General features: G+C 69.1%; 32 protein-coding genes. All 32 read left to right on the forward strand.

Features of this window, described 5'->3' with window-relative positions:
- Positions 1-49 precede the first annotated feature (49 nt).
- The 32 genes from OG700_RS08495 to OG700_RS08650 all read left to right on the forward strand — a co-directional run bounded on the left by OG700_RS08495 (position 50) and on the right by OG700_RS08650 (position 25,126).
- Positions 50-358 carry a hypothetical protein gene (locus tag OG700_RS08495; protein WP_405611297.1) on the forward strand — a complete coding sequence of 103 codons (309 nt, stop codon included), beginning with the start codon at positions 50-52 and terminating at the stop codon, positions 356-358.
- Positions 358-732, forward strand: coding sequence for a hypothetical protein (locus tag OG700_RS08500; protein WP_405611300.1), 375 nt, complete (start codon positions 358-360; stop codon positions 730-732). The genes OG700_RS08495 and OG700_RS08500 overlap by 1 nt, the downstream gene beginning before the upstream one ends.
- Positions 732-989 carry a hypothetical protein gene (locus OG700_RS08505; protein WP_405611303.1) on the forward strand — a complete coding sequence of 86 codons (258 nt, stop codon included), beginning with the start codon at positions 732-734 and terminating at the stop codon, positions 987-989. Before OG700_RS08500 ends, OG700_RS08505 begins: the two co-directional genes overlap by 1 nt.
- Positions 989-1,138, forward strand: coding sequence for a hypothetical protein (locus tag OG700_RS08510; protein WP_405611306.1), 150 nt, complete (start codon positions 989-991; stop codon positions 1,136-1,138). The genes OG700_RS08505 and OG700_RS08510 overlap by 1 nt, the downstream gene beginning before the upstream one ends.
- Positions 1,139-1,205: 67 nt before the next feature.
- On the forward strand, positions 1,206-1,337 hold the full coding sequence (locus tag OG700_RS08515; protein WP_405611309.1) for a hypothetical protein: 132 nt from the start codon (positions 1,206-1,208) through the stop codon (positions 1,335-1,337).
- Positions 1,334-2,404 carry a hypothetical protein gene (locus OG700_RS08520; protein ID WP_405611312.1) on the forward strand — a complete coding sequence of 357 codons (1,071 nt, stop codon included), beginning with the start codon at positions 1,334-1,336 and terminating at the stop codon, positions 2,402-2,404. Before OG700_RS08515 ends, OG700_RS08520 begins: the two co-directional genes overlap by 4 nt.
- Complete coding sequence (locus tag OG700_RS08525; RefSeq protein ID WP_405611315.1) at positions 2,401-3,066, forward strand: hypothetical protein; 666 nt, start codon at positions 2,401-2,403, stop codon at positions 3,064-3,066. Before OG700_RS08520 ends, OG700_RS08525 begins: the two co-directional genes overlap by 4 nt.
- Entirely contained in the window at positions 3,063-3,677 is a 615-nt protein-coding gene (locus OG700_RS08530) for a hypothetical protein (RefSeq protein ID WP_405611321.1), read from the forward strand. Before OG700_RS08525 ends, OG700_RS08530 begins: the two co-directional genes overlap by 4 nt.
- Positions 3,674-4,513, forward strand: a complete 840-nt coding sequence (locus OG700_RS08535; RefSeq protein WP_405611324.1) for a hypothetical protein — start codon at positions 3,674-3,676, stop codon at positions 4,511-4,513. The genes OG700_RS08530 and OG700_RS08535 overlap by 4 nt, the downstream gene beginning before the upstream one ends.
- Positions 4,514-4,702: 189 nt before the next feature.
- Complete coding sequence (locus OG700_RS08540) at positions 4,703-4,876, forward strand: hypothetical protein (protein WP_405611327.1); 174 nt, start codon at positions 4,703-4,705, stop codon at positions 4,874-4,876.
- A 149-nt stretch (positions 4,877-5,025) separates the two neighbouring features.
- On the forward strand, positions 5,026-5,559 hold the full coding sequence (locus OG700_RS08545; protein ID WP_405611330.1) for a hypothetical protein: 534 nt from the start codon (positions 5,026-5,028) through the stop codon (positions 5,557-5,559).
- Positions 5,556-5,762: a hypothetical protein gene (locus OG700_RS08550; protein WP_405611333.1), complete on the forward strand. Its 207-nt coding sequence runs from the start codon at positions 5,556-5,558 to the stop codon at positions 5,760-5,762. The genes OG700_RS08545 and OG700_RS08550 overlap by 4 nt, the downstream gene beginning before the upstream one ends.
- Positions 5,759-7,090: a phage terminase large subunit gene (locus OG700_RS08555; protein WP_405611336.1), complete on the forward strand. Its 1,332-nt coding sequence runs from the start codon at positions 5,759-5,761 to the stop codon at positions 7,088-7,090. Before OG700_RS08550 ends, OG700_RS08555 begins: the two co-directional genes overlap by 4 nt.
- A 257-nt stretch (positions 7,091-7,347) precedes the next feature.
- Complete coding sequence (locus OG700_RS08560) at positions 7,348-8,829, forward strand: phage portal protein (RefSeq protein WP_405611339.1); 1,482 nt, start codon at positions 7,348-7,350, stop codon at positions 8,827-8,829.
- Complete coding sequence (locus OG700_RS08565; protein ID WP_405611342.1) at positions 8,826-9,866, forward strand: head maturation protease, ClpP-related; 1,041 nt, start codon at positions 8,826-8,828, stop codon at positions 9,864-9,866. The genes OG700_RS08560 and OG700_RS08565 overlap by 4 nt, the downstream gene beginning before the upstream one ends.
- Complete coding sequence (locus OG700_RS08570; RefSeq protein ID WP_405611345.1) at positions 9,863-11,296, forward strand: phage major capsid protein; 1,434 nt, start codon at positions 9,863-9,865, stop codon at positions 11,294-11,296. The genes OG700_RS08565 and OG700_RS08570 overlap by 4 nt, the downstream gene beginning before the upstream one ends.
- A 93-nt stretch (positions 11,297-11,389) precedes the next feature.
- On the forward strand, positions 11,390-11,809 hold the full coding sequence (locus OG700_RS08575) for a hypothetical protein (protein ID WP_405611348.1): 420 nt from the start codon (positions 11,390-11,392) through the stop codon (positions 11,807-11,809).
- A 14-nt stretch (positions 11,810-11,823) separates the two neighbouring features.
- Positions 11,824-12,228: a hypothetical protein gene (locus OG700_RS08580; RefSeq protein WP_405611351.1), complete on the forward strand. Its 405-nt coding sequence runs from the start codon at positions 11,824-11,826 to the stop codon at positions 12,226-12,228.
- A 463-nt stretch (positions 12,229-12,691) separates the two neighbouring features.
- Positions 12,692-12,949, forward strand: a complete 258-nt coding sequence (locus OG700_RS08585; protein ID WP_405611354.1) for a hypothetical protein — start codon at positions 12,692-12,694, stop codon at positions 12,947-12,949.
- Between the two features lie 37 nt (positions 12,950-12,986).
- Complete coding sequence (locus OG700_RS08590) at positions 12,987-14,039, forward strand: hypothetical protein (protein WP_405611357.1); 1,053 nt, start codon at positions 12,987-12,989, stop codon at positions 14,037-14,039.
- 1 nt (position 14,040) lies between these two features.
- On the forward strand, positions 14,041-14,445 hold the full coding sequence (locus OG700_RS08595; RefSeq protein WP_405611360.1) for a hypothetical protein: 405 nt from the start codon (positions 14,041-14,043) through the stop codon (positions 14,443-14,445).
- Positions 14,442-14,906, forward strand: coding sequence for a hypothetical protein (locus tag OG700_RS08600; RefSeq protein ID WP_405611363.1), 465 nt, complete (start codon positions 14,442-14,444; stop codon positions 14,904-14,906). Before OG700_RS08595 ends, OG700_RS08600 begins: the two co-directional genes overlap by 4 nt.
- Positions 14,906-15,670, forward strand: coding sequence for a hypothetical protein (locus tag OG700_RS08605; RefSeq protein WP_405611366.1), 765 nt, complete (start codon positions 14,906-14,908; stop codon positions 15,668-15,670). Before OG700_RS08600 ends, OG700_RS08605 begins: the two co-directional genes overlap by 1 nt.
- 2 nt (positions 15,671-15,672) lie before the next feature.
- On the forward strand, positions 15,673-16,101 hold the full coding sequence (locus OG700_RS08610; RefSeq protein ID WP_405611369.1) for a hypothetical protein: 429 nt from the start codon (positions 15,673-15,675) through the stop codon (positions 16,099-16,101).
- A 3-nt stretch (positions 16,102-16,104) separates the two neighbouring features.
- Entirely contained in the window at positions 16,105-16,476 is a 372-nt protein-coding gene (locus tag OG700_RS08615) for a hypothetical protein (RefSeq protein ID WP_405611372.1), read from the forward strand.
- Positions 16,477-16,500: 24 nt separating this feature from the next.
- Positions 16,501-16,914, forward strand: coding sequence for a hypothetical protein (locus OG700_RS08620; protein ID WP_405611375.1), 414 nt, complete (start codon positions 16,501-16,503; stop codon positions 16,912-16,914).
- Positions 16,911-17,321 carry a hypothetical protein gene (locus OG700_RS08625; RefSeq protein WP_405611378.1) on the forward strand — a complete coding sequence of 137 codons (411 nt, stop codon included), beginning with the start codon at positions 16,911-16,913 and terminating at the stop codon, positions 17,319-17,321. The genes OG700_RS08620 and OG700_RS08625 overlap by 4 nt, the downstream gene beginning before the upstream one ends.
- 320 nt (positions 17,322-17,641) lie before the next feature.
- Complete coding sequence (locus OG700_RS08630; RefSeq protein WP_405611381.1) at positions 17,642-20,119, forward strand: hypothetical protein; 2,478 nt, start codon at positions 17,642-17,644, stop codon at positions 20,117-20,119.
- Positions 20,119-23,439 carry a hypothetical protein gene (locus tag OG700_RS08635; protein ID WP_405611384.1) on the forward strand — a complete coding sequence of 1,107 codons (3,321 nt, stop codon included), beginning with the start codon at positions 20,119-20,121 and terminating at the stop codon, positions 23,437-23,439. Before OG700_RS08630 ends, OG700_RS08635 begins: the two co-directional genes overlap by 1 nt.
- 16 nt (positions 23,440-23,455) lie before the next feature.
- Positions 23,456-23,863, forward strand: coding sequence for a hypothetical protein (locus OG700_RS08640; protein WP_405611387.1), 408 nt, complete (start codon positions 23,456-23,458; stop codon positions 23,861-23,863).
- A 46-nt stretch (positions 23,864-23,909) separates the two neighbouring features.
- Positions 23,910-24,854 (forward strand): N-acetylmuramoyl-L-alanine amidase, encoded by a 945-nt coding sequence (locus tag OG700_RS08645; protein WP_405611390.1) that lies wholly within the window; start codon positions 23,910-23,912, stop codon positions 24,852-24,854.
- A complete protein-coding gene (locus tag OG700_RS08650) occupies positions 24,851-25,126 on the forward strand; it encodes a hypothetical protein (RefSeq protein WP_405611393.1) in 276 nt (91 codons plus the stop codon). Before OG700_RS08645 ends, OG700_RS08650 begins: the two co-directional genes overlap by 4 nt.
- The last annotated feature ends 2 nt before the right edge of the window (positions 25,127-25,128 follow it).

Raw genomic sequence — 25,128 nt, forward strand, 5'->3', positions numbered from 1 at the left:
CCATACGGGCCGGGGGCGACCCACCCCAACTCTCACGAAAGGGCAGGCCATGAGCCACCCTAGCTACCCCACCCAGGCTGGCGAAGCCCTGCGGCAGATCCAGGCGCAGCCGTCGTACGCGTCGCAGATCCTCCTCACCACCGCCGCAGTCCTCCGCATCCAGTCCGAACGCACCCTCCACCCCCGCGTGCTCGACATCGCGTTGGGTTTCGCCGCCGACGCGATCGTCGGGGAACTGCCGGTGGCCGTCCAGCTCAACTCCCTGGACCGGGCCCGCGCCGCACTGCCCGACGTCAGCGACACCGTGACGCACGGCGAATACGCGCTGCGCCTCGACGCGACTGCGAGGACCGTCTGATGAGCCGGCAGACCCGCCACGCACTCACCGCCCTGGCCGCCGCCACCCCCAGCCGCCGCCGCACCATCGCGGACGCCGCCGAGGCGTACCTGTCCCAGGTCAACCGCCGGGCCATGCCGGTCGGGTACGGCATCCCGATCGCCGACGACCGGGCGAACCGGGCCGACGCCTACCACATGCGAGGCGGCGACACGCTTACCCGGATGCTCGGGATCGGCTGCCGCCCGACCGACGCCACCCTGCCCGGTACCGCCCGTGCCGTGCTGGCCGAGCTCGACGCCCCGGTCCAGCGGCTCACCGTCGCGGCCACCGCGAGCGGGCAGCCCGACCTGGTGGCCGTCCTGTGGCTGGCCACCGCCGTGAGGGCCGTCTGATGGCCGCCGAGTCGACCCCGGTCACCGCCGGCATGCGTATCCGCGTCACCCGCACACGGCCCGACGGGCATGTTCAGTTCGTCAAGACTGGCCTTGTCCTCAGCGTCCACACCAGCGGCACCGGCTTCCCCTTCCCGTACGTCGAGGACGCCGTCACCGGCAAGCGCGCGTGCATCACCGGCGACGAGCAGATCGCCGCCGACATGCCGGGCTGGACCCAAACCACCGAGGCCCTCGACGCCGGGCGGGTGCGCTGATGGCTGCCGACCCGCACCCGATCGTGGACGCCCCCGCGACCGTCGCCGCGTGCCAGGCCGACAGGGACGCCGCGCAGGGCCAGGGTGCCGCGAACAACCAGTTGGCCGAAGCCCGCACCGAGGGCAACAACGCCGGAGGCAACCGCTGATGCGTGCCCTGTACCTCCTCGCGATCGTCTGGCCGCTGATCCTCGGCGCCTACCTCCTCGCCCGCTGATGCTCACCACGCCGCTCGCCCGCTGGGGCTTCACCGTCCTGGCGGGCCTGGCCGTCGCCACCGGCCAGCCCGTTCCCGCGCTGCTCTGCGCAGCACTCGCCTACACCGCCTGGAAGGCACCACGACGATGAACACCCCCGGACAGCCGGACAGCGCGCCCGGTCACCGCCTGCCCGGTGTCCGCTACCGCACCGAGACACGACAGCGCTCCGTCATCCACGCCGTGAACGGAGATCCGGAGGAGATCGAACAGGACTACCAGGTCCTCATTCCCGTCCCGCCCCGGGACTGGGACCGCATCGTCATGACCGCCGTCACCGCCGTCGCCGCGGGCCTACTCGCCATCGCGATCGTCTGGTCCGTCGCCAGCATCGGCGATCTCCTCGCCCGCGCCGTTGTCGCACCGATCGCCTACCTCGCAGCCTCGGCGTTCGCCCTCGTCTGGGTGTCCTGCATGGCGCTGGAGTGGCTGGCCCGGTATAACGCCGACCGCGCGGCCGGCTCGCGCAACGCCGGGAATGTTGCCCTGGTCCTCGACATGGCGGCCGTCGCCACGCACGGGCACCTGGAGGACTCCCTGTACGTCGGACTCGCGGGCGCCGCTGTGTCCGCCGTCGCGAAGTACATGTGGTCCACCGTCATGAAGGCGCAGGCGCGCCCGCTCCCGGAACTGACCCGCCGCTGGCTTACCAAGCGCGAGGCCAACATCACCGCCCGGCTTGCCCTCGGCGCACAGCTCCGCACCCTGGCCCGAGTCGAAGGACAGGCCGCCGTGTACGCCCCGCCCGCGATCCCCGCAGGCCACCGGGACACCACGGCGGACACGCCCGGACACGACGCCCGGACAGTGCTGTCCGCTGTCCTAGCCGCGTCCGCGACCATGCCGGACGCCACACCAGCGGACATCGTGGCGCAGCTCGCCGCCGCCCGGATCATCACGGACACGGACACCGTCCAGGACATCCTCGACGCGGACACGGACATCCGCCCGGACACGACGGACAGCAGGTCACAGCCCCGTGTCCGGACGATCGCCCCGGCCGGACAGTCAATCGCGGACACCGTCCGGACAGCCCTCGCGTCCGGCATCACGGACAAGTCCGCTGTCCTCTCCTACGTCCGGAAGATCCACGGACAGGACGTCACTGCGGACACCGTCGCCCGGACACGCCGTCGCGTCGAACCGGACGCCTCGTGAGCACCGGGCAGGGCGCCGACGAGCACCGCATCCGCCACCTCCTGCGCCGCTACGGAGTCGGCCCGCACGCACACCACCCCGGAGACGCCATGGCCACCGAGCCCATCACCCCGTCCCGCATCATCCCCGCCGGCCAGCCCCTGCCCACCCCACCCAGCTACGGGCCCCCGCCCGCACCACCCCCACCGCCGGACTGGTGGACCCGGCTCCCCGCACCGCCCGCACCCCGGCCGCCGGTTACACCTCCCGCGCCGCCGCCGACGATTCACGTGCAGGTCGATGTCCACCTCGACGACTGGCTGCCCGTCCCCGCAGAGCCCGAGCCCGGACCCCCGTGGTGGACCCGTTGCCGCCCCGGATACAACGCCGCCCTGATCGTGCTGGGGTTCCCGCTCACCATGTGGTGGGCCGACGTACTGGCCGCCGCACGCGAAGACATCAGCCTCGCCGGGGCCTGGGTCATCGCCCTCATCCCCCTCACCATCTGCGCGTTCGCCGACAACGTGTACCGCATCGCCGCAGCCGGAGCGGACCCCGACCTGTGGGCGCCGAAGATCCGCGCGGCCGTGGCGCGCCTCCTCCTGTGGTCCGTACTCCTCGCCACCCTCCTCGCCCTGCCGCTCTCCACCCTCATCTACACCCTCACCGGAGTGAAGCCGTGACCACCACCACGCTGGCCGCCGGGCTCGACGGCATGACCAGCGCCACCCTCACCTCAGCCGGACTCGCCCTCGGCGTCGCCCTCCTAATCGTCGAGCACGTCACCTGGTGGCGCGGCGGAGGAGGCGCAGCGGCCGGCGGAAAGGGCAAAGGCGGCCCTGTCCAGGCGGGCGGTAAGGCCAAAGACCCCATGGCTCTGGTCCCGTTCTGGTTCGGCGTCAGCTTCGGCACCCTGATGGTTGCCTGCCCGGCCGGGCTCCTCGGCTACGCCTCCGGGTTCCTGCGCTGGGGCGGCAACGGCGTCGGTGGCCTGGCCATGGGCTGGATGACGGGGCAGGACGCGGCGACGATCGCGTCCGCGTCCGCCCCGGCGCTGGACGGGAACGGTGCGCTGGTGGTGACGGTGCTGGTCATCGTCCTGTTCCTGCTCCGGAAGAAGTTCGCCAAGGTCGTCAAGGGCCGGTTCAAGAAGGGCGTCTTCACCGGGGTTCTGATCACCATCGGCACGGGTCTGTTCGCGATCGTCGGCGACCTCGTCGTCCCCGGGGCCAACTCGATCGGTGCCTGGGCGATGGATGCGGTCGTCACCGGCAGTCTGGACGCGCTGGTATGAGCACCGCACCGAGCACCGCCGAGTGGTGCCGCGAAGCCGTACGCCGCGTCGGACGCGGGTCCGGGCGCCTGTGCACGCTCCTCGCCCGCCGGACCGTCAGCAAGGGGCGCAGCACCGGACGGACCTGGTGGGCGGGCATCAGGGGCTGGCTGGGGGAGTCGTCCGGACTCGGCTGGCTGATGCGCGTCGTCGTCCTGATCGTGGGCGCCCTGATCCTGCGGAAGCTCGTGATCAGCATCGCGGCCGGGCTCGCACACCGGGCCGACTCCGGGCGCTGGCTGCTGTGGCCGCTGGCGATCGTGTGGATCGTCGCCGCGTACCGCATCGGCCGCAAGGACTGGGAGCCGAAGGAACCGCAGGAGAAGGCCGCCGAGCCCGAGTCCGAAGAGGACGCTGCCCCTCGTACGGACGGCCCCGAGCAGCCTGCCCCGGCGCCGGAGGAGACCCGCGGGCCCGCGCCGGAAGCGCACCGCCCGTCGTACACAGCGCTCAGCGATGCGGTCGCGCGGTTCGGTACGCCGCACGCCCACATCACGGTCCTCGCCGCGGTCCTGGGCACCACCGGGGAGCGCGTCCGGGAAGCCCTCGCCCTGCACGACATCCCCGTCGAGCCGGTACGCATGCGCGGCCGGGGCTCCTCAACCGGCGTCCGCGGCGACCACTTCCCGGCCCCTCCCCGCGCCCAGGAGACCCCTTCTGACGGTGTTGTTGCCGCAGGTCAGCCCACCAACGACAACAACAACAACGGTCCGAGAGTGGACCGTTCCGAGTGGGGCGTCACGATCACCGACCCCAAGGACACACACCGCCGGCACGAGGTGCCGCGCGCCTCCTGAACCCCCGCGGCGGCCGCCACCCGCCAAGACATCGGCCGCCGCGGGTCACCCATCCCGAGAGACAGGAACCCCGATCATGGCACTCCCCAAGACCATGTCCATCGACGAGCTGCGCCGGAAGAACGAGCAGAGCCAGCGGGCCGCGAAGAAAGCCACCGCGCCCGCGCCGAAGCGAGGATGATGGACGATATGAGCCAGCCCGTGAACCTGACCAAGAGCCCGGCGTCCGACCCGTACGCCCCGCTGCGGAAGACCCTGGATCAGCTGCGGACCGGCGCCCGCGCCGTCCTCGAAGGCCCCGCACTCCGTGAGGCAGGCGCCAGCATCCAAAGCTTCGCCGACGGGTTCCGGCCCCGTCCCTGACGGATCAGCCCCTCCCGGCCAGGCCCCGATCGCACCGCGCGGTCGGGGCCTTTTCGTGCCCGCGCCCACAATTGGCCCACGCACAGGCGGGCAGACACTCACTGATGGATGGGCCAATCGCCTACCCTGACACCTGAAGGGAGGCATCCATGGCGGCTTTCAACCCGGACCAGCCCCGCAGCGGCAAAGGCCGGTTCGAGTACACGCTCACCGGCGCCGAGCGCGACCGTGACGCCGCGAAGCTGCGCGAGCAGGGACTCACCTACCAAGCCATCGCTGACCAACTGGGCTTCTGCGACAAGGGCGAAGCCCACCACGCAGTGCGCCGCGTCCTCACCGCCACCGTCCGCGAAGCCGGTGAAGCGCTGCGCGACCTTGAAGACGCCCGCCTCGACGCCGAACTGGTCCGCCTCAACGAACTCGAAGCCGTCGTCTGGGAAGTCCTGAAGAAGAAGCATGTGACCGTCTCGAACGGCAAGGTCATCTACCTGGGTAGCGAGCCGCTCGAAGACGACGCCCCCGTCCTCCTGGCCGTCGACCGGCTCATGAAGATCGAGGACTCCCGGCGGCGGAACGGCGAGTCGAGACGCAAGCTCCACGGCCTCGACGCCGAGAAGAAGATCAGCGTGTCCGGTGGGGTCCGGTACGAGATCGTCGGCGTGAACCCGGAGGACCTGACGTGAGCGACTACACCGGCTGGTTCGCCGGTCTCAGCGACGAAGCGGACCGCAACCCCATCGCACCCTGGCAGCCGTTCATCCAGACCGCTGGCGGGTGCTTTCCCCTGCCGCTCTGGTACGCGACCGAGGAAGGCTGCCTCGACGCCATCGAGCACGACATCCTCGGTCGCGGGCTGCTCGATGGGTCAAGAACGCCAAAGCCGTGACCACCCCCACCGACACCGTCGTCCGGTACGAACCGCGCGGCGCAGCACGAGAGCTGTTCCGCACCCGGGCCTCCGAAGTGGCGATGGCCGGCCCCGCAGGCACCGGCAAATCGTTGGCCTGCCTGTTCCGTATCCACCTGGCCGCGCTGACCAACCCCGGCATCCGCTGCCTCATCGTCCGCAAGACCGCCGTCAGCCTCAGCGCCACCACGCTCGTCAGCTACGAGAAGAAGGTCGCCGCCCACGCCCTGGACGCGGGCATCGTCACCTGGTTCGGCGGGTCCCCGCGCGAGGCCGCCGCGTACCGGTACGACAACAAGTCCCGCATCGTGGTGGGCGGCATGGACAAGCCGGAGAAAGTCCTGTCCTCCGAGTACGACCTGGTGTTCGCCGACGAGGCGACCGAGCTGACCGAGACCGACTGGGAAACCCTCGGCACCCGCCTGCGTAACGGAGTCCTGTCGTGGCAGCAGCAGCTCGCCGCGTGCAACCCCTCCCAGCCGAAGCACTGGATCAAGCAGCGGTCCGACCGCGGCACGATGACGATGCTCACCTCCCGGCACCGTGACAATCCGGCGTACGTGCGGTCGGACGGGACGCTCACGGCGCAGGGCGCGGACTACATGGCCAAGCTCGACGCCCTCACCGGGGTCCGGAAACTCCGCTACCGGGACGGCATCTGGGCTGCCGCCGAGGGGCTGATCTACGAAGGCTGGGACGAAGCCGCCCACCTCATCAAGCCGTTCAAGATCCCCGACTCGTGGACCCGGTACCTGTGCGTCGACTTCGGGTTCACCAACCCGTTCGTCTGCCAGTGGTGGGCCGAAGACCCCGACGGGCGCCTCTACCTCTACCGCGAGATCTACCGCACGAAGCGCCTCGTCGAAGACCACGCGAAGGACATCCTGCGCCTCGTCACCGACGACAACGGCGAATGGACCGAGCCCAAGCCGCGGGCGGTGATCTGCGACCACGACGCGGAGGACCGGGCCACGCTGGAGAAGCACCTCGGGCTGGGCACGTGGCCGGCGAAAAAGGGCGTGTCGGACGGGATCCAGGCGGCGCAGTCCCGCTTCAAGGTCCAGGGCGACGGGAAGCCCCGGATCTTCCTGGTGGACGGCGCGCTGGCTGAGGTGGACCCGCTGCTGGTGGAGGCGAAGAAGCCGACGTGCACGGAGGAGGAGATCACCGGCTATGTGTGGGCGGTGAAGCCGGGCGGCGAGGCGAAGGAAGCCCCGGTGAAGGAGCACGACCACGGCATGGACTGCATGCGGTACATGGTGGCGCAGCGGGATCTGACCGCGCGGACGCGGGTACGTTGGCTCTGATCATGCACTTTGTGGGATCTCTACAACTCCGGGGTTTTCCGGGTGAGGTGGCTCTGACCATGGGAAACGTGCGATTGGCCAGGTGGGGGCGCAAGTTGCGTGGTGGGGTCCCTACAGTTTTGGACGCGGGTGCGGGTATTCTTTTGTCACAAGGTGCTAGTTTGATCTACGAGCCTGCCGGATGGATCACCGCCGGACTCGCCCTGATGGTCATCAACTGGCGGCTCTTCGGCGAGTAGCAGAGACAAGGGGGTGCCGTGGCCAGAACCGTCCTCGGTGCCCTGCTCAACCGCACCGCCACGGCCACGCCAGTCCCGTTCGTCTCCCGTGCCGCTCAGCACGCCTTCGGTATGTTCGGCAACCGCCGTGACGCCGTCGCGCAGATGCGGGCCATGGGCAGCGTGGGCACCCTCTTCAGCATCGTCAACCGCACCAGCAACGCCACGGCGATGGTCGACTGGAAGCTGTGGCGCAAAGCCCCCAGCGGCATGAAGGAAGACCGCGTCGAGGTCACCCGACACGCGGCCCTGGACCTGTGGACCAAGCCCAACCCGTTCATGCCGCGGCAGGAGTTCGTCGAGACGTTCCAGCAGCACGTCGACATCACCGGCGAGGGCTGGTGGGTCATCGCCTACGACCTGCGGTCCACGATCCCGCTGGAGATGTGGCCCGTACGCCCGGACCGCATGACCCCGGTGCCGTCGCGTGAGCGGTTCCTCGACGGGTACGTGTACACCTCGCCCGACGGGGAGCAGGTCCCGCTCGGTCTGAACGAGGTCATCTTCCTGCGGATGCCGAACCCCTTGGACCCGTACCGCGGCATGGGCCCGGTCCAGTCCGTCCTCGCGGACCTCGACGCGACCCGGTACAGCGCGGAGTGGAACAGGAACTTCTTCCTCAACTCGGCGGAACCGGGAGGGATCATTGAGGTCCCGAACGGGCTGTCCGACACCGACTTCAACCAGCTCCGCGAGCGGTGGAACGAGCAGCACCGCGGCGTCGCGAACGCCCACCGTGTGGCGATCCTGGAGCACGGGGCGTGGAAGGACCGGAAGCTCTCCCAGCGGGACATGCAGTTCGTTGAACTCCGCGACGTGAGCAGGGCGGTCCTCCGCGAGGCGTTCGGGATCAGCGCGTTCGCGTTGGGTGAGGTCACCGACATCAACCGGGCCACCGCCAACGCGGCCATGGCGTGGTTCGCGGAGCAGCTCACCGTGCCGCGCCTGGAACGCATCAAGGCGGCGTTGAACCACGACCTCCTGCCGCTGTTCGGCGCGACGTCGCAGGGGCTGGAGTTCGACTACGAGAGCCCCGTCCCCCCGGACCCGGAGACCGAAGCCGCGCAACTCACCGCGCGCTCGGGCGCCGCCGCGACGCTCGCGGCGGCCGGCTGGGACCGCGACGACATCCTGTCCACCGTCGGCCTGCCCGCGATGCGCGCTGCCACCAGGCCCTCCGGGGAGCCGTCGGTGTTCGGTGCGCTCGCTGCCCGCCTCCTCGGCGAGCACGACCCCGCTGGGATCGAGGCCGCCATGCGGTGGGTCGCCATGTGTAAGGACGACGACAACTCCTGCGATCCGTGCCGCAACAACGACGGCCAGACGTACCGCAACCGGGCCGCCGCCTACAAGGACTACCCGGGCGGCAACGGCTACATCCACTGCGTCGGCGCCAAGCACGGCAACGAATGCCGGTGCACCGTCGTCAAACGCCGGGCCAGCAAGGAGGACGACGAGTGAGCATCCACCTCGGGCCGCTGCCACGGCGCCCCCGCACCTTCAACCGCACCACCCTCACCGCAGGCGCACAGCGGGCGTTCCTTGCGGCCGGTGTCCTCGACCGCCAGACCGGGAAGGTCACCGCAGGCGCCCGTCCGCCGGCCGCCCCGAAGGACACCTGGTACCGGCTGGAGAACCAGGCCGGAGCCGAACCGACGCTCCACCTGTACGGGGAGATCGGCGCCTGGGGCATCACCGCCTCCGACCTGATCGAGGAACTCAAGTACGTCACGAGCCCCCAGCTCACCGTCCACCTGTCCAGCCCCGGCGGGGAGATCTTCGAAGGCATCGCCGTCTACAACGCGCTGCGCTCCCACCCCTCGTCGGTCACAGTCCGCGTCGACTCCCTCGCCGCGTCGATCGCTTCCGTCATCCTCCAGGCCGGCGACAAGCGGATCATGCAGCCGTTCTCACAGGTCATGATCCACGAAGGGTCGGGCCTGTGCTGGGGCGACGCCGCGGACATGCTGGAGATGGCGGAACTCCTTGACCGGCAGTCCGACAACATCGCCGCCGTCTACGCCGAACGCGGCGGCGGGACACCTGAATCGTGGCGCGACCTCATGCGCGCCGAGTCGTGGTTCACCGCCGAAGAGGCAGTGACCGCCGGACTCGCTGACGAGGTCGACGCTCCGGCTGAGCCGAAGCCCGACAAGGACGAGCCCGCAGCACCCGCCCCGGCCGCGCTGTGGGACCTGTCCGCGTACAAGCACGCCGGCCGAGCCGCCGCGCCCGTACCGCTCCTCAACTCCACGCCCGAGCCGCCGCCGGTCGTGCCCGAGCCGGAGCCCGAGCCGCCCGTCGAGCCGGAACTGCCCCCCGGGGTGGAGCCCGGTGTCGGCAACCCCGGTGACGACCCGGAAGGGCCCCCAACCGAAGGGCCGCCGCCCGTGGAAGGCGCCGTCACCGAAGGCGCCTGGGCCGCACTGACCGCTCAACTCACGACAGTCCCGACGTGGGACGACATGACCGCCAGCCTTAGGGAGGCATCCAAGTGAAGACCATCACCCGAGGGCAGCGAGCACGTCTGTCCGCCATGGGAATCTCGCCGGACCGCATCGGCCGCACCTTCAACATGGCCACACCGGTCATCCCGAAGAACGCCGACGAACTCGCCGAGATGGTCGGCGACCCGGCCCGCATGAAGGACGTCCTCGCCGACGGGGAGTCCCTCACCAACTGGGTGTCCGCGTACGCCAAGCAGCAGGCCACCACGGACCCGACCATCGGCCAGCAGGTCAAGGAGTTGGCCCAGGCCGAGTTCGCGAACCTCCTGCGCGACGACCAGATCCAGAACATCAACCGGCTGAACCTCAGCCCCGAGGCGCCGGCCGCCGCGAGGTCGAAGCACTACAACAGCAAGGCCCCCGGCGCCGCGCTCGACAAGCAGTTCCAGAACTGGTCGGACTACTTCGGCGCGACGTGGACCGGGTCGAACTCCCAGGAGTCCCTCGCGGCCCGCGGCGACATCGCGAAGATCCAGAACTCGTTCGGGTCGTCCGTGCCGTCCGACGGCGGTTTCCTCATTCCCGAGCAGCTCCGCTCCGAACTCCTGCGCGTCTCCCTGGAGATGTCCGTCGTCCGGTCCCGCGCCCGCGTCGTCCCCATGGAGACGCTGACGGTGCCGTACCCGATGATCGACGCCACCAGCAACGCCACCAGCGTGTACGGCGGCATCGTCGGCTACTGGACCGAAGAGGGCGGCGACCTCGTCGACTCCGCCCCGAAGTTCGGGCGCATCAACCTGATGGCGAAAAAGCTCACGCTGTACAGCGAGATCCCCAACGAGCTGTTCACCGACTCGATCATCAGCCTCGAACAGTTCATGAACGAGAGCTACCCGGAAGCGCTCGCGTGGTTCGAGGACGTCGCGTTCACCGACGGCAACGGCACCGGCCAGCCGCTCGGCTACCTCAACGCCCCGGCCGCCGTGTCCGTCGCGAAGGAAACCTCGCAGGCCGCGAACTCGATCATGTGGGAGAACATCGCGAAGGCGTACTCCCGCATGCTGCCCTCGTCGATCGCACGTGCCGTGTGGGTCGCGCACATCGACACCTTCCCGGCGCTCGCCACGATGGCGCTGAACGTCGGCACCGGCGGCTCCGCCGTGTGGATGGGCACCCCCTCCCACGACGCAACTGGCGCCCCGCCGATGACAATCCTCGGCCGCCCCGTGATCTTCACGGAGAAGGTCAACAGCCTCGGCGCCGCGGGCGACATCAACTTCGTCGACTTCGGCTACTACCTCATCGGCGACCGGCAGGCCATGCAGGCCTCGACGTCGACCGAGTACAAGTTCGGCAACGACAAGACCGCGATGCGCGTCATCGAGCGCGTCGACGGCCAGCCGTGGATCAAGTCCGCGATCACCCCTCGCAAGGGCAGCAACACGCTGTCCCCGTTCGTGAAGGTCGCCGTCCGCGCCTGACCAACCCAGGGATGCCGGGAGCAGCGGGCATTCACACCCCCGCTGCTCCCCAATCCGAAGTGGCAATCAACCCCCACCAGGAGGGCACACATCATGGACGGACTCGGAAGGGTCTTCAACGTCATCCCCGTCGCCGACGGGGTGTACGTCCCGCTCACCGGCGCCGGAGCAGTCAGTTTCGTCGGCTACCTCGCGGCCGGTGACACCTTCACCGTGCAGGAGGCGCAGAACGCCGGCGGCACCGGGGCGCGCGACCTCGACGTCATCGATCACTACTACACCAGCGACGGTGTCGGCGGCGCGTGGGCCGAGCAGAAGCAGGCCGCGGACGCTGCGGTCGTCATCGCGGGCACTGCGGGCCTGGACGCTGCGGTGTTCACCGTGGACGCCACGCAGCTGTCGGACGGTTTCACGCACGTGAAGTGCACGTCGACCTCGACGGGCACCGTGGTCGCGATGCTGCACGATCTGGTCACGCAGCGCACCCCGCAGAACCTGACGGCTCTGGTCTGAGCGGGGGCGACGACATGATTCGCGGACGTACGGGAGCCGGTGGCAGCGTCGAACTCTACGACGATGTCACCGGCGATGTGGAGTTCACCGTCGACAAGGACACCGACGGTGGCGGTGCGGCGTGGGATGACATCACCGGCAAACCCACGACGTTCGCCCCGACGATCGGCGCCACCGCAGTCACCGCGGTCGCGGGCAACGACACCCGGCTCACTGCCGGCGCCGCCGGTACCGCCACGGTCCGCGCACTGGGCACGGGCGCCACGACGGCGGCGGCCGGGAACGATGCGCGGCTCCTCACCGGGTCAGCATCCGCGGTGAACAACGCGGCCACGTTCGCTGACCTGGCCGCCGCGACGACCGCGTACAACACGCTGCTCGCCGCGCTGCGAGCGCGCGGAATCATCACGGGGTCCTGATGGCGCTACTGATCTGCACCGGCTGTACGGCCTCCTACGCGGTAGGCGCCAAGAAGTGCCCGCAGTGCGGGAGCACGGACCACATCTTGCAGGGAGAGGACCAGAGCATGTCACCGAAGATCACCCGTCACGGTGGGCCGACGGTCGCCGGGGCGCGGGTTGTGGGCGGCGCCTGGGGCGACTCGGACGACATTGAGTGGGTCGGCGAGCACGGTCCCGAGACTGTCGCGTTCCAGCCGGACACGTCCGAGGAAGGAGGTGAGGAGTCATCGCCTGGGAGCAGCTCATCAGCATCGCCCGCGAAGCCGTCGACATCCTCGAAGAAGAGCGCGCCCGGCCGCCGGAAGCCTGCCCGAACGACGGGCAGCCCCTCCGGCCAGGACCCGACGGACTCCTCTACTGCCCCGCTGACGGGTGGCGGCCAGACGGCGGGTTCATCGGACACGTCGGACGGTAGCGCCTGATGCAGAAGCCCAGCCTCGGCCGCGTCGTGCTCGTGCTCGTCGCCCCGGTCACGAACGGCGGGTCCGACGTCGCTCCGGCCACCGTCGTCCGCGTCCATAACCAGCGGCCCGACGGCACCTGGGTTGTGGGGCTGAAGGTCCACCTCGATTCGTCCACCAGCTCGCGGTGGGTCAAGACGGTCCGGCTGTTCCCCGACGAAGAAGCCGCTCGGGCGAACGACGGTGAAGCCGCGTTCTGGCCGCCCCGAGCCCGCTGACCATCCGCACGAGAAGCCACTGAGGGAGGTGACAGAGATGACCGAGATCCCGTACTGCACCCGCGAAGACATCGCCGGGGCGCTCGACTTCAAGCAGACTGCCCGCGCAGCGAAGGCCATCGACCGCGCCGTCGCTTCCGGGTCTCGCAGCGTTGACTCGCTCTGTCACCGCACCTTCTACCCCGCGCTGGACACCCGCCTGTGGGACTGGCCCAACGGGCAGTACGCCCGGCCGTGGCGCCTCTGGCTGGACCAGAACGAACTCATCTCCGTCACCGCGCTCACGACCGGGAACACCGTCATCCCGGCCACGGACTACTTCCTGGAGCCCAACCAGGACGGGCCCCCGTACAACCGGCTGGAGATCGACCTCGACAGCCCGTCCGCGTTCGGCGGCGGCGGCACTCACCAGCGCGACATCAGCATCACCGGGCTCTACGGGTACCGGGACGCCCACACCACCGTCGGCACCACCACCACCGCCCTGGATGCGGTACAGACCACGCTCACCGTCACCGGGGAAGCGTCGGCGCAGCTCGGCGTCGGCAGCCTCCTGCGCCTTGACGGGGAGCGGATGCTCGTCACCGGCCGCAGGCAGACCGACACCGGGCAGACCCTCGCTGCGGGCATGGACGCGCAGGCCAAGTCCGTGACCGTCACCGTGGCGTCCGGCGCCGGGTACGCCACGGACGAGGTCGTCCTCATCGGCGGCGAGCGGATGCTCGTGGTCGACATCGCAGGCAACAGCCTGATCGTGAAGCGCGCATGGGACGGCAGCGTTGCAGCAGCGCACAGTGCGGGGGCCGCGGTCTACGCCCCGCGAACCCTGACCGTCGCCCGCGGGGTGTGCGGCTCGATCGCCTCCACCCACACCGACAGCGCCCTGGTGGAGCAGTGGGACCCGCCCGCGCTGGTGCATCAACTCGCCACCGCCGAGGCGATCAACATCGTCCTTCAGGAGAACGCCGGCTGGTTCCGCACCGCGTCCGGCGGGTCCAGCTCACGCGAGGCGACCCTCGACGCACTGAAGTCGCTCCGCTCCCAGACGTACGACGCTCACGGCCGCAAGGCCCGCTTGAGGGGGGTGTGACGTGCCTGACGTACAGATCCGCATCAACGCCACCCGCAGCGGCCCACTGGCCAACGGGTCGTTTCAGCGGGCGGCGCACCAGTACTCCAACGACATCGGATACGCCGTCGCCCTCCACGCGGAGCGCCTGGTGCAGCAGCGCCTCCGCCAGGTGTTGCGCAACCCGACCGGCTACTACCAGTCGCGAGTCGGCGTCTCGCGCGGCCGGGGCGGGCAGTACGCGGTCACGGACGGCGGTGTGATCTACGGCCCGTGGCTGGAGGGCACCGGGTCCCGCAACTACCCCGAGACCCGCTTCCACGGGTACAGCACGTTCCGGCGTACGAAACCGCTCGTCGACCGGGACGCGAACCGGATCGCGATGGACCTGCTGCGCCGCTACCAGGGACGGGGGCTGCTGCGATGAGCCTCGATACCGCGACCGTCGCGAACATCACCGACCGCGTCGTCAGCCACGCCATGCAGACCGGATTGTTCGAGCAGGTCAACCAGGCTGAGCCGAAAAACGCGCCGGGTCATGGGCTGTCGGCCGCCGTGTGGCCAGACAAGATCACCCCGGTGCGGACGTCCGGCCTGGACTCGGTGTCCGGGCGGCTGGTGTACACGGTGCGGATCTACTCGCCGCTGCTGTCCCGGCCGGAAGACGAGATTGACCCCGCCATGATCAACGCCGTGGATGCGCTGTTCACCGCGTACTGCGGCGACTTCACCCTCGACGGCCTCGTCCGCAACGTCGACATCTTCGGCTCCGACGGGATCGGCCTGGACGCGCAGGCCGGATACCTGATCGTCGAAGGCGGCGAGTACCGCGTCATCACGATCACCCTCCCACTCATCGTGAACGACCTCTGGACGGAGGGCACCTGATGGCCAAGCAGTCCGGCCTCGGCGACCAGTTGTGGATCTCCGGGCAAGACGTGTCCGGCGACATCGGCGCCGTCAACAAGATCGCAGGCGGCCCGGCGGTCATCGACGTCACCCCGATCAACGCCTACGCCATGGCCCGCATCGGCGGGCTCCGCGACGGGGGCATCGACTACTCGGCGTTCTGGAACCCCACCAACGGAGTGGGGCAACCCAAGTCGGCCCACGCGGTCCTGTCGCCGCTCCCCACCACAGACGTGATCATGACGTACGTACGGGGCGCGACGCTCGGCGGGCCCGTCGCCTGCCTCAACGCCAAGCAGCTCAACTACGACGGCACCCGCGGCGACGACGGGGCGATGAACTTCGCCGGCGCCACCCAGGGCAACGGGTACGGGCTGGAGTGGTGCCTGGGTCTCACGGCTGGGCAGCGCACCGACACCGCCGGCGCGAACGGTGACGGCGTCGACTTCGGCACCGGGCCCACCGCGTTCGGGTTGCAGGCGTACCTCCACGTGTTCGCGTTCACCGGGACCAGCGTCACCGTCAAGCTTCAGCAGTCCTCGGACAACGGCGTGGGCGACGCGTGGACGGACATCACTGGCGGCGGCTTCACCGCAGCCACTGCCGGGGGCGCGGCGCAGCGCATTCAGACCGCCCGTGGGCAGACCGTCGAGCGGTATCTCAGGGCCGTGTCCACCGGCACCTTCACCAACGCCGTGTTCGCGGTGGCCGTGAACCGTAACCCAGTCGAGACGGAGTTCTGATCATGGCCAGGCTTGAGAGAAACCTGCTGCCGCCCGGGGCGTACCGGACGTTCGGCATCTCGCAGAAGCCCGACGTCCTCATCTCGGCCGCGTGCGAGCAGGTCGGGTGCGAGGGGTGGCGGAACGGGTGGCAGTCGGCCTTCGACGAGTCCACCGAACTGGGCAAGCAGCAGGCCGGATACGTCCGGCACAGGTCCGGGCGGACGTTCCGCGAGATGCGCACTGCCGCCGGGCTGACGGTGTTCCGCTTCGAGCCGCACCAGCGGTGCTTCGCCGACCACAAGACCCAGCCGCAGCTCTTCGCCGTGAGGGACGGCGACTACCGGGGCAACCCGACCGGCCGCCACCGCCAGCACGCCCGTCCGCAGGACTGGGTGGAGGACTTCGGCGAGAACCAGCTCGCCCTCGTCGACCGGCAGAGGCAGGGCTGAGCAATGAGCAACGACGTCCGACTGGAGATCGGCGGTGAGGACTTCACTGCCGAGTGCGAAGAGCTCGCGTTCGGCACCCCACGCCTGGTCTACGAGGTGGGCGACGGCGGGGACCGCATGGCCTTCATGGGGCCTGCTGGCTTCCAGCTCACGCTCATCAACCCGACCGACCGGGCTCGTGCGCTGGTAGACGACGGGGCGACCACGCGCACCGTAACCATCACCTGCGCCGGTCACCAGATCACACACCCCGCTCGCTTCCTCAAGGAGTGGACCACGACCGACGGCACGCGCAAGGTCTTCGGGGCCCTCGCATGGGACCCGGACCGCGACGCCAAAAAGTGGGTCACCGAACCGCAGCTCGCACAGGCGTAGCTCAGCACCAGAAGGGATAACACCATGGCCAAGAGCTCAGGACTCGGGTGGACCATCGCCACCGTGGAGGACGCGGCAGGCGTCGCGCAGGACATCCGCAACGACTGCACCAACTTGCAGTTCGCCACCCCCCGCGCCGTCCAGGACGTCACGGGCATCGACAAGTCCGCGATGGAAAGGTTGCTGCTCCTCGCGGACTTCTCCGTGACGTTCAACGGAGTGCACAACCCAGCGGCCGGCAAGTCGCACGCGGTGTTCAGCACGATCCCCAGCACGTCGGTGCCGCGCGAGACGATCCTCGTCGTCAACGGGCAGTCCCTCACGAACACGTGCGTCTACACCGACTACCCGCTGTCCCGCTCCGACTCGGGCGAGCTGACGTGGGCCGTCCCGGGTGTCCTGTCCGACGGCAACGTCCCGACGTGGGAGGCGGCGTGACCACGCCCGGCTACCGCCACAAGAAGAAGCGTGTCCGCGTCGCCTTCGAGGAGCCCCACGAGTACGCCGGGTTCGAAGCGGTGCTGCGCGGCAAGACCCTCGGCGAGTACCTCAGCCTCCTCGGCGTCGGCGAGGTCGACCAGAGCGCGCTCAGCGAGCAGCTCAAGGAGATGGCCCGCTCGCTCATCTCCTGGAATCTGAAGGACGAGGACACTGGCGAGCCCGTCTCCGCAACCCCGGACGCGGTCTACGAGCAGGACCAAGACCTGATGCTGGCGCTCGGGTCGGCATGGCTGGACGGCCTCGCCGGTGTGTCCGCCCCTTTGGCCGAGAACTCCAGCGATGGCGGGCCGTCCCTGGAGGCGTCGCTGCCGATGGAACCCCTGTCGGCAAGCCTCGCGAGCTAGCCCACGCCGAGACCGTCCTCGGCCTGTGTGAGCGCTTCCACTGCCTGCCCAGCCAACTTCTCGCTGAAGACGCCTCCCTGTGGCGCCTGCTGCGAATCGAGAAGCTCGGCGCCCAAGAGACACCGATTGATTCCGAAGGGTGGTGACGTGCGGTGGCCGATCCAGTAACGATCACCGTGCGGGTACGTGACGCCACTCGCGACGGCATCACCGCCGTCAACCGCTCCATCAACCGGCTGATCAACAGCACGCAGGACATGGACAAGTCCTTCGGCAGCGCGCGCAGTGCGGCAATCAGCCTCGCCCCCGCCCTCATCCCCATGGCCGCGTCCGTCGCGCCGCTCGCCGCCGGGCTCGGGGCCGCAGCGGTCGCCGTCGGCGCGTTCGGAGCGGCGATCGGCCCCCAGGTGATGGCGATGAAAGAGGCGTCGGAGGCTGAGGAGAAGTACTCCAAGGCGGTCAAGGAGCACGGCAAGTCGAGTGCTGAGGCCACGAAAGCGGAAGCCTCCTACTTGGCTGCGGTGAAGGAACTCCCGCCGTCTACCCGTCAGGCGGCAGCCTCGCTGTCGGTGCTGAAGGACGAGTACGAGGGCTGGTCGAACTCGTTGGCCGACGACACGATGCCCGTCGCTACCAAGAGTTTCGCGGTGTTCGGTGCGCTGTTCCCGAAGCTGACGCCGATGGTGAAGGGCGCGTCGGGCCAGCTCGACCGGTTCGTGACTCTGGTGGCGGGCGGGATCCAGTCGCGGGGCTTCGACAGTTTCATGACCAAGTTCAGCGATTTCGCTACCAAGTCGATGAGCAAGGCGATCGACGGCATGGTCCATTTCATCCGGACTCTGGACACGGGTGCTGTCGGCAGCAACGTGAGCGAGTTCATGCAGTTCGCCCGCGAGAACGGGCCACTGGTGGGCGAGACGTTGCAGAACCTGGGGCAGGCCCTGACCAGCCTGTTGGTGGCCGCATCCGAGACGGGCGTCGGCATGCTCCAGTTGATCAACGCGTTTGCCGGTCTTGTCGCGTCCCTGCCTGTCGGAGTGATTACGACGCTGATGCAGATGGCGATCGCGTTCAAGGCGGTGCAACTGGCGGCGGCGGGAATGGCTGCGGTCGGTGTGGCGCTGGCTGCGGTTCGGGCGCAGGCGGTCCTCGCGGGCACGGCTGCGGTTGGCGCGTCGGGTGGTGTCGCGACGCTGACGGCGGCGTTCCTGGCGCTGTCGCGCGGGGCGCAAGTCGCTGTCGCGGCGACGGGTATCGGGTTGCTCGCGGTGGCGCTGATCAAGTTGTCGGACATTGGAAGTTCTGCACCGCCGAACGTGGACAAGCTGACTACCTCCCTCGGGAAGCTGGGGCAGTCGGGGAAGATCAGCGGTGAGGCCGCGCGGCTGTTTGGGAAGGATCTGGACGGACTGTACAAGTCGGTCCGCTCTGTGTCCGACCCCTCGACCCTGGACAACATCCAGCAGTTCCTCGTCGGCTGGACCGGATTCGACAGTACCCCCGTCAAGGACGCGAAGAAGAATTTCGACGCGATCGACGACTCCCTCACCAACCTCGTTCGTGGCGGCAAGGCCGACGTGGCGGCAGCGGCGCTGGAGAAGCTGAAGAAGGAGTACGCCTCCGGCGGGAAGGATGTCGGCGAGTTCACGAAGCACCTCGACGACTACAAAGCCTCGTTGGAGGACGCGAAGTTCGAGCAGCAGTTGGCTGCTGAGGCTCAGGGTTTGTTCGGTACTGCGGCGCTGAAGACGCAGCAGAAGCTCGAAGCGCAGAAGGCGTCGGCCGATGGGCTGCGCCAGTCGATCCAGGCGTTGAACGACGTCAACAGGGCTGCCAGCGGCGCGATGAACGCGTTCGAAGCCGCGATCGACAACGGGATGAAGGCCGCCACGGAGAACGCGGGCGGCCTGAAGGGCGCGTTCGACCGGGTGACGGGGACGTTGGACCTCAACACCGAAGCGGCCCGAAGCGGTGAGGCTGCCCTGCGGGACCTCGGCGCGACAACGGACGCGGCCACGGCCGCCGCGCGGGACAACGGGGCGTCCTGGGAGTCCGTGCAGGCGACGTACGAGCGGGGCCGGGCCAACTTCATCAAAATGGCGGAGACGATGGGCCTGACGCGTGAGGAAGCGGGGCTCCTCGCGGACAAGATGCTGGCGATGCCCGACAAGGAGGTCTTCTTCAAGGGCACGATCTCCGACCTCAACGCGAAGATCAAGACGGCCCAGGAGAAGGTCAACGCGCTGAAGCAGAAGTCGCCCGCCCAGTTGCGCGCCAACGGCGGGCAGCTTGCGAAAGAGAAGGCCGCCGCACAGAAGCGCTTGGACCAGTTGAAGCAGAAGAAAGCCGTCGCGATCAAGGCGTTCAACCAGACGGCGGCCGGGGTGAACGCGGCCAAGAAGGCGATTGCCAGCATCAAGGGCAAGAGCGTGTCCGTGCAGGTCAACTACCGGTTCAACGCCTCCGGCGCGTCGGACTTCGCCAAGTCGATCGGCGGCTTCGCGCACGGTGGTGTCGTCGGCGCGGCCGGCGGCGGCCCGCGGTCTCGGTTCGCGATCGTCGGGGAGCAGGGTCCGGAGATGGTGGACCTCGCGCCCGGCAGCAGGGTGCGGTCCAACCCGGACACGAAGCGCATGTTGACCGGGGGCTACGCGGGCGGCGGCTCTCAGCCGATGGTCGTGCACCTGCACGTCGGCGGCAAGGAGATCGCGCAGGTGTTGATCGACCCGCTGCGCAAGGAGATCCGCACGCAGGGCGGCAACGTCCAGGCCGTCCTCGGACAGCGGGGGTCGGCCTGATGTTTCCCGAAACGGCGCTCCCGATCCAGGTCGATTTCCAGATCGACGGGGCGTGGGAGGACCACACCGACGCGGTGTACTCGCGCGGCGACATTGTCATCACCCGAGGCCGCTCGGACGAGGCGCAGTCCGTGTCACCTGGGCGGTGCGCGTTCCAGCTCAACAACCGCGACGGCAAATACTCGCCGCGCAACCCGCTGTCCCCGCTGTACGGGAAAATCGGCCCCGGCACCCCCATGCGGGTATCCGTTCGCGCGGGCACCCCCTACCTGGAGATCCCCGGCGGCGTCAACGACCGCGCGTCCACCCCCGACACGGCAGCCCTGGACATCACCGGCGATTTGGACGTGCGCGTCGAGGCGCGGATTCTGGACTGGGAAGGCGCCGTCAACGCCCAAGAACTGATGGGGAAATGGGCCAGCGCCGGTCAGAGGTCCTGGTGCCTGTTCGTCTACCGCCGGAGCGTCTGGTTCTACCACTCGACGGACGGCACAGCCCAGTCCATCAAGGCCAGCACCGAGTACGTCGCCCCCACCCCGACCGGGCGCCTTGCCGTACGCGCCACCCTGGACGTCAACAACGGGGCGTCCGGGCACACCGTCACCTTCTACACGGCGCCGACACTGGACGGCCCGTGGGAGCAGCTCGGCAACCCGATCATCGGCAGCGGCACCACGAGCGTCTTCAACTCCACCAGCCCGGTGTCTGTCGGGAACTTCCCCAACGCGTTCGCCACGCCCACCGGTGCTTTCTACCGGGCCGAGGTCCGCAACGGCATCGGCGGCACGGTGGTCGCCAACCCCGTTTTCACCACCCAGACCGTGGGCGCGACCAGTTTCGTGGACGCGGCCGGGCGGACGTGGTCCATGTCCGGGAACGCCGCCATCAGCAACCGCAAGACGAGGTTCGTCGGCGAGGTACCCGACTGGCCCCTGGACTGGGACACGTCCGGCGAGGATGTCTGGTGCGACATCGAGGCCGCCGGGGTCCTGCGGCGCCTCGGCACCGGAGTCGACCCCCTGAAGTCCACCCTCGCCCGCCGCATCCCCACCTACGGGCCGGTGGCTTACTGGCCGCTGGAGGATGGGGAGACCTCCACCCAGGCGTACTCCCCGATCGAGGGCGTCCGCCCCATGCGGACGACGGGGTTCGACTTCGCGTCCGATGACACCCTGCCGGGCGCCGCGTCCGTGCCCACGCTGGGGCCGGCAGCGTCCATGACCGGGTCGGTACCAGGGCACGCAAGCACCGGGCAGTGGCTCGTCGCCTACGTGTACAAGATGGACGCAGCCCCGGCGAGCGCTACGACGATCCTGGAGTTCACCTCCACCGGAACGTGTAAGCGGATCGTCGTCCGCGTCGACTCGAACTCCGTCGACCTCACCGGGTACAACTCTGACGGCGACCAGGTTCTCGATTTCGGGTTCAACACCGTCGGGTTCGCCTTCTACGGAATATGGAACCGCCTGGAGATCTCGGCCGTCCAGACCGGCAGCAACACCGAGTTCCGCATCCAATGGGCCAACGTCGAAAGCTCTGGTTTCACCGGCACCACCACGATCACGGCGACCGCCGGAACCGTCACCCGGGTCGGCACCGCGTTCGGGGCGCTCGCCGAGGGCATGCGCCTGAGCCATCTCGGGGTGTTCAACACCGCGTCGAACGCGGCCTACGAGGCTGCGGACGATGGTTTCGCCCGGGAAGAGGCCGGCATCCGCATGCAGCGTCTCGCGACGGAGGAGCAGATCCCCGTCGCGGTGCGCGGGCGCCCCACCGACGCCGAACGGCTGGGTCCGCAGCGCCCGGGAACGTTTCTGGGGCTGGTCAAGGAGGCTGCGGATGCGGATCACGGCATCCTCTACGAGGACCGCGAGCAGCTCGGGCTCGTCTATCAGACCCGTTCGGGGCTCTACAACCAGCCTCCGGTGGCCACGTTGGTGTACGGCACGGACCTGATGCCGGGTCTGCGGCCGGTGGATGACGACCAGTCGCGCAGCAACCGGTGGACGGTCACGCGCATCGGCGGCTCCTCCGGGATTGCTGAGCAGGAGGAGGGGCGCCTGTCGGTACAGGCGCCGCCGCTGGGGGTGGGCCCGTACCCGGACAGTGCGTCGCTGTCCCTGGGGCTGGACACGCAGACCGCACAGCACGCCGGGTGGCTGGTCCACCTGGGCACGGTGGATGAACCCCGGTACCCGCTGGTCAACGTGGCGCTGCAGCGGAACACGACGTTGATCGAGCAGGTCACCGCGCTCGACACTGGGTGCCGCCTGGACATCACCAACCCTGCGGCCAAACTGGCGCCGGGGGACATCGGGCAGGTGGTGCAGGGCTACACGGAGACCCTGTCCCAGTACGTCTGGTCGCTCGCGTTCAACTGCACTCCGGCTAGCCCGTACACGGTGGGGGTGCTGGAGGACCCGGACCTGTCCCGTGCTGATACTGCCGGGTCGGTGCTGGCGACAGCGGAGACCAGTACGGCCACGGTGCTGGCGGTGCACACGGACAGCGAGACGAGCCCCCGCTGGGTCGACTCGGCCGGGTTCCTGGCGGATTTCCCCTTCGACGTCACGTTCGGCGGGGAGGTCGCCACCGTCACCGGGATCCTCAACGTCGCCGACACGTTCACCCGCACCACGGCCGGCACCTGGGGCACCTCGTCGTCCGGCGTGGTGTGGAACGAGGCCGGCGGGCTGGCCGCCGACCGCACAGTCAACGGCACCCGAGGGGTGATCACCCTTGCGTCTTCCGTCAGCAGCCTCCGTTTCCAGGAGTTGCTGGCGGAGCCGATCGGCGACTGCGAGGTGCGCGTCCGGCTGTCCGTCTCGGCGGTCGCCACCGGCGCGTCGCTCGTGCCCGGTGTGCTGCTGCGCTGTTTCAGCACCTCGGACTACTACCGGGCGAGGATCCATTTCGGGGTGTCCGGAGGCATGTTCGTCAGCATCACTCGCGACACGACCCAGATCGGCGCCTCGCCGACGCTCCCGTACACCTACGCGGCCGGGGATGAGTTCGAGCTGCGGGTGCGCCTGGTCGGCCACACGATCCAGATGCGCGTCTGGCCCGTCGGCACGTCTGAGCCTGCCGTGTGGAACCACACCGAGACCGTGATCACCAACCCGATCCCCTTGGGGACGATCGGTGTCACCGGGTCGGCGTTCACCGGCATGACGCTGGTCAATGCCCAGTTGCGGTACGACGCCTTCGAGATCGTCACCCCGCAGCGGTTCACCGTCACCCGGTCCGTCAACGGGATCGTCAAACCGCAGACGGCCGGGACCGATCTGCGTCTCGCCCAGCCCACCATCGTCTCTCTGTGAGAAAGGGAACGCCTCGATGACTACCTGGCTCGCAGGCATGAGGGTCACCGCAGCCCGGCTGAATGACCACTCGGTGGAGGAGACGGCCGACACCGGGGCGGTCGCGGCCACCGGCTGGACCATCAGCTCGTTCGAGGGGCGCCGGGTGTCCGGCGTCACCACGGTCAACGTTCTGGTGACCCGGACGGGCGCGGACGTTGCGCAGTCCGCGGCCGACTCCGGGAACATCGCGGGCGACCCGACGGCGTGCACGCTGCCTGCTGGGTGGCGACCTCCCTCAACGGCGAACGGGAACTACGGCAACGGCACCGTCGATGGCGAGTATTCGATCAACACGGCCGGGGTGGTGACCCTGAGATCCATCTCGGGCGCCTCCGGGATCGTGACCGGCACGAACGCGCGGATCTGCTGCGCGTGGATCTGAGACTGCCTGGCCAGGGCTCCCCGGCCATCCCCAACAGGAGGTACCAATGGCCGCACCGATGACTCCCGATCAGTGGCTGAAGGCGCTGCGGGAGGAGGGCGTCACGGACATCGTGGAGATGCCGGGCTGGCGAACGAACAACCGGAACCACGTCGCCGCCTGGGGACCCGTGCACGCGACGATGGTCCACCACACAGCCGGAGAGGGCTCCGGGCTGCCGAACTTCTGCTTCAACGGCACGAGCGACCTCCCCGGTCCGCTGTGCCACGACTTTCTGGCCCGCTCCGGCCGTCTCTACCTCGTCGGGAACGGGCGCACGAACCATGCGGGCAGGGTCGCGTCGAACGCCTATGACGCGGTTCTCAACGAGCGCGCGACGCACCCGAAGCCGGGGCCGGATGCCCTCGACGGCAACACGGTCTCCTACGGGCTGGAGGTCGAGAACTCCGGCGCCCTCGGCCGGGACTGGCCCGCAAAGCAGTACGACGTCGCCGTGCGCGTGGAGGCCGCGCGCTGCCGCCACCACGGGTGGAGCGCGGACAGCGTGTGGGCGCACAAGGAAGCCACCCGGCGGAAGCCCGTCGACCCGCGCATCCCGATGGACCAGTTCCGGGACGACGTGGCCGAGCGCCTCGCGCACGACGTGTCCTGGAACCCCGGAGACACCAACCAGGAGGAAGACATGCCCATCACCGACGCCGACGCCGAGAAGATCGCCCGGAAGGTGCTGACCATCGACGGGGTCATCGCTAACCCCGTCTCCGGCACCGACAACAGCCACATCGCGCTGATGACGAGCGCACGCAACATCGAGATCGTGGTCCGCCGACTGGAGACGAAGGAGGCTGCCCAGACCGCCGTCATCACCGCGCTCGCGAGCAAGGTCGGCTCCGACGACGACACGGCCGAGATCGTCGCGGCCGTGCAGAAGGCCATCGCGGACGCGGTCATCAAGGTCGACGTCGATATCAATGGGGGTGGTGCGGCGTGACCGACCTCAGCCGCTACCAGCACCCCGAGCCCCGCCGCTTCCACCTCGAACGCGACATCGACACGACCGGAACGTCCGGCACCGGCCACGTAGCCGACGGCATCCGCTGGCGCGACGGCACCGCATCCGTCATCTGGCTCAACGAACGCCCCAGCGTCGTCTTCTGGTACCGCATCGGCGATGGCATGACCGACGCCGAATGGGTCCACACCCACGGCGGCGGCATCAACACCCGCATCGTCTGGGACGACCCCCAGCCCACCACCATCTGAAC

Origin of the sequence: Streptomyces sp. NBC_01508, from assembly GCF_045040315.1 — a bacterium.
Classification (GTDB): Bacteria; Actinomycetota; Actinomycetes; order Streptomycetales; family Streptomycetaceae; genus Streptomyces.

What these genes read in the sequence shown, in the direction of transcription:
- OG700_RS08610 (WP_405611369.1), top strand. Translation starts at nt 15,673, where the DNA reads ATGGCCAGGCTTGAGAGAAACCTGCTGCCGCCCGGGGCGTACCGGACG.
- OG700_RS08515 (WP_405611309.1), top strand. Translation starts at nt 1,206, where the DNA reads ATGCTCACCACGCCGCTCGCCCGCTGGGGCTTCACCGTCCTGGCGGGC.
- OG700_RS08645 (WP_405611390.1), top strand. Translation starts at nt 23,910, where the DNA reads ATGGCCGCACCGATGACTCCCGATCAGTGGCTGAAGGCGCTGCGGGAG.
- OG700_RS08580 (WP_405611351.1), top strand. Translation starts at nt 11,824, where the DNA reads ATGATTCGCGGACGTACGGGAGCCGGTGGCAGCGTCGAACTCTACGAC.
- OG700_RS08605 (WP_405611366.1), top strand. Translation starts at nt 14,906, where the DNA reads ATGGCCAAGCAGTCCGGCCTCGGCGACCAGTTGTGGATCTCCGGGCAA.
- OG700_RS08520 (WP_405611312.1), top strand. Translation starts at nt 1,334, where the DNA reads ATGAACACCCCCGGACAGCCGGACAGCGCGCCCGGTCACCGCCTGCCC.
- OG700_RS08510 (WP_405611306.1), top strand. Translation starts at nt 989, where the DNA reads ATGGCTGCCGACCCGCACCCGATCGTGGACGCCCCCGCGACCGTCGCC.
- OG700_RS08505 (WP_405611303.1), top strand. Translation starts at nt 732, where the DNA reads ATGGCCGCCGAGTCGACCCCGGTCACCGCCGGCATGCGTATCCGCGTC.
- OG700_RS08600 (WP_405611363.1), top strand. Translation starts at nt 14,442, where the DNA reads ATGAGCCTCGATACCGCGACCGTCGCGAACATCACCGACCGCGTCGTC.
- OG700_RS08540 (WP_405611327.1), top strand. Translation starts at nt 4,703, where the DNA reads ATGAGCCAGCCCGTGAACCTGACCAAGAGCCCGGCGTCCGACCCGTAC.
- OG700_RS08630 (WP_405611381.1), top strand. Translation starts at nt 17,642, where the DNA reads ATGGCCGCGTCCGTCGCGCCGCTCGCCGCCGGGCTCGGGGCCGCAGCG.
- OG700_RS08545 (WP_405611330.1), top strand. Translation starts at nt 5,026, where the DNA reads ATGGCGGCTTTCAACCCGGACCAGCCCCGCAGCGGCAAAGGCCGGTTC.
- OG700_RS08620 (WP_405611375.1), top strand. Translation starts at nt 16,501, where the DNA reads ATGGCCAAGAGCTCAGGACTCGGGTGGACCATCGCCACCGTGGAGGAC.
- OG700_RS08575 (WP_405611348.1), top strand. Translation starts at nt 11,390, where the DNA reads ATGGACGGACTCGGAAGGGTCTTCAACGTCATCCCCGTCGCCGACGGG.
- OG700_RS08585 (WP_405611354.1), top strand. Translation starts at nt 12,692, where the DNA reads ATGCAGAAGCCCAGCCTCGGCCGCGTCGTGCTCGTGCTCGTCGCCCCG.
- OG700_RS08500 (WP_405611300.1), top strand. Translation starts at nt 358, where the DNA reads ATGAGCCGGCAGACCCGCCACGCACTCACCGCCCTGGCCGCCGCCACC.
- OG700_RS08640 (WP_405611387.1), top strand. Translation starts at nt 23,456, where the DNA reads ATGACTACCTGGCTCGCAGGCATGAGGGTCACCGCAGCCCGGCTGAAT.
- OG700_RS08635 (WP_405611384.1), top strand. Translation starts at nt 20,119, where the DNA reads ATGTTTCCCGAAACGGCGCTCCCGATCCAGGTCGATTTCCAGATCGAC.
- OG700_RS08615 (WP_405611372.1), top strand. Translation starts at nt 16,105, where the DNA reads ATGAGCAACGACGTCCGACTGGAGATCGGCGGTGAGGACTTCACTGCC.
- OG700_RS08590 (WP_405611357.1), top strand. Translation starts at nt 12,987, where the DNA reads ATGACCGAGATCCCGTACTGCACCCGCGAAGACATCGCCGGGGCGCTC.
- OG700_RS08535 (WP_405611324.1), top strand. Translation starts at nt 3,674, where the DNA reads ATGAGCACCGCACCGAGCACCGCCGAGTGGTGCCGCGAAGCCGTACGC.
- OG700_RS08495 (WP_405611297.1), top strand. Translation starts at nt 50, where the DNA reads ATGAGCCACCCTAGCTACCCCACCCAGGCTGGCGAAGCCCTGCGGCAG.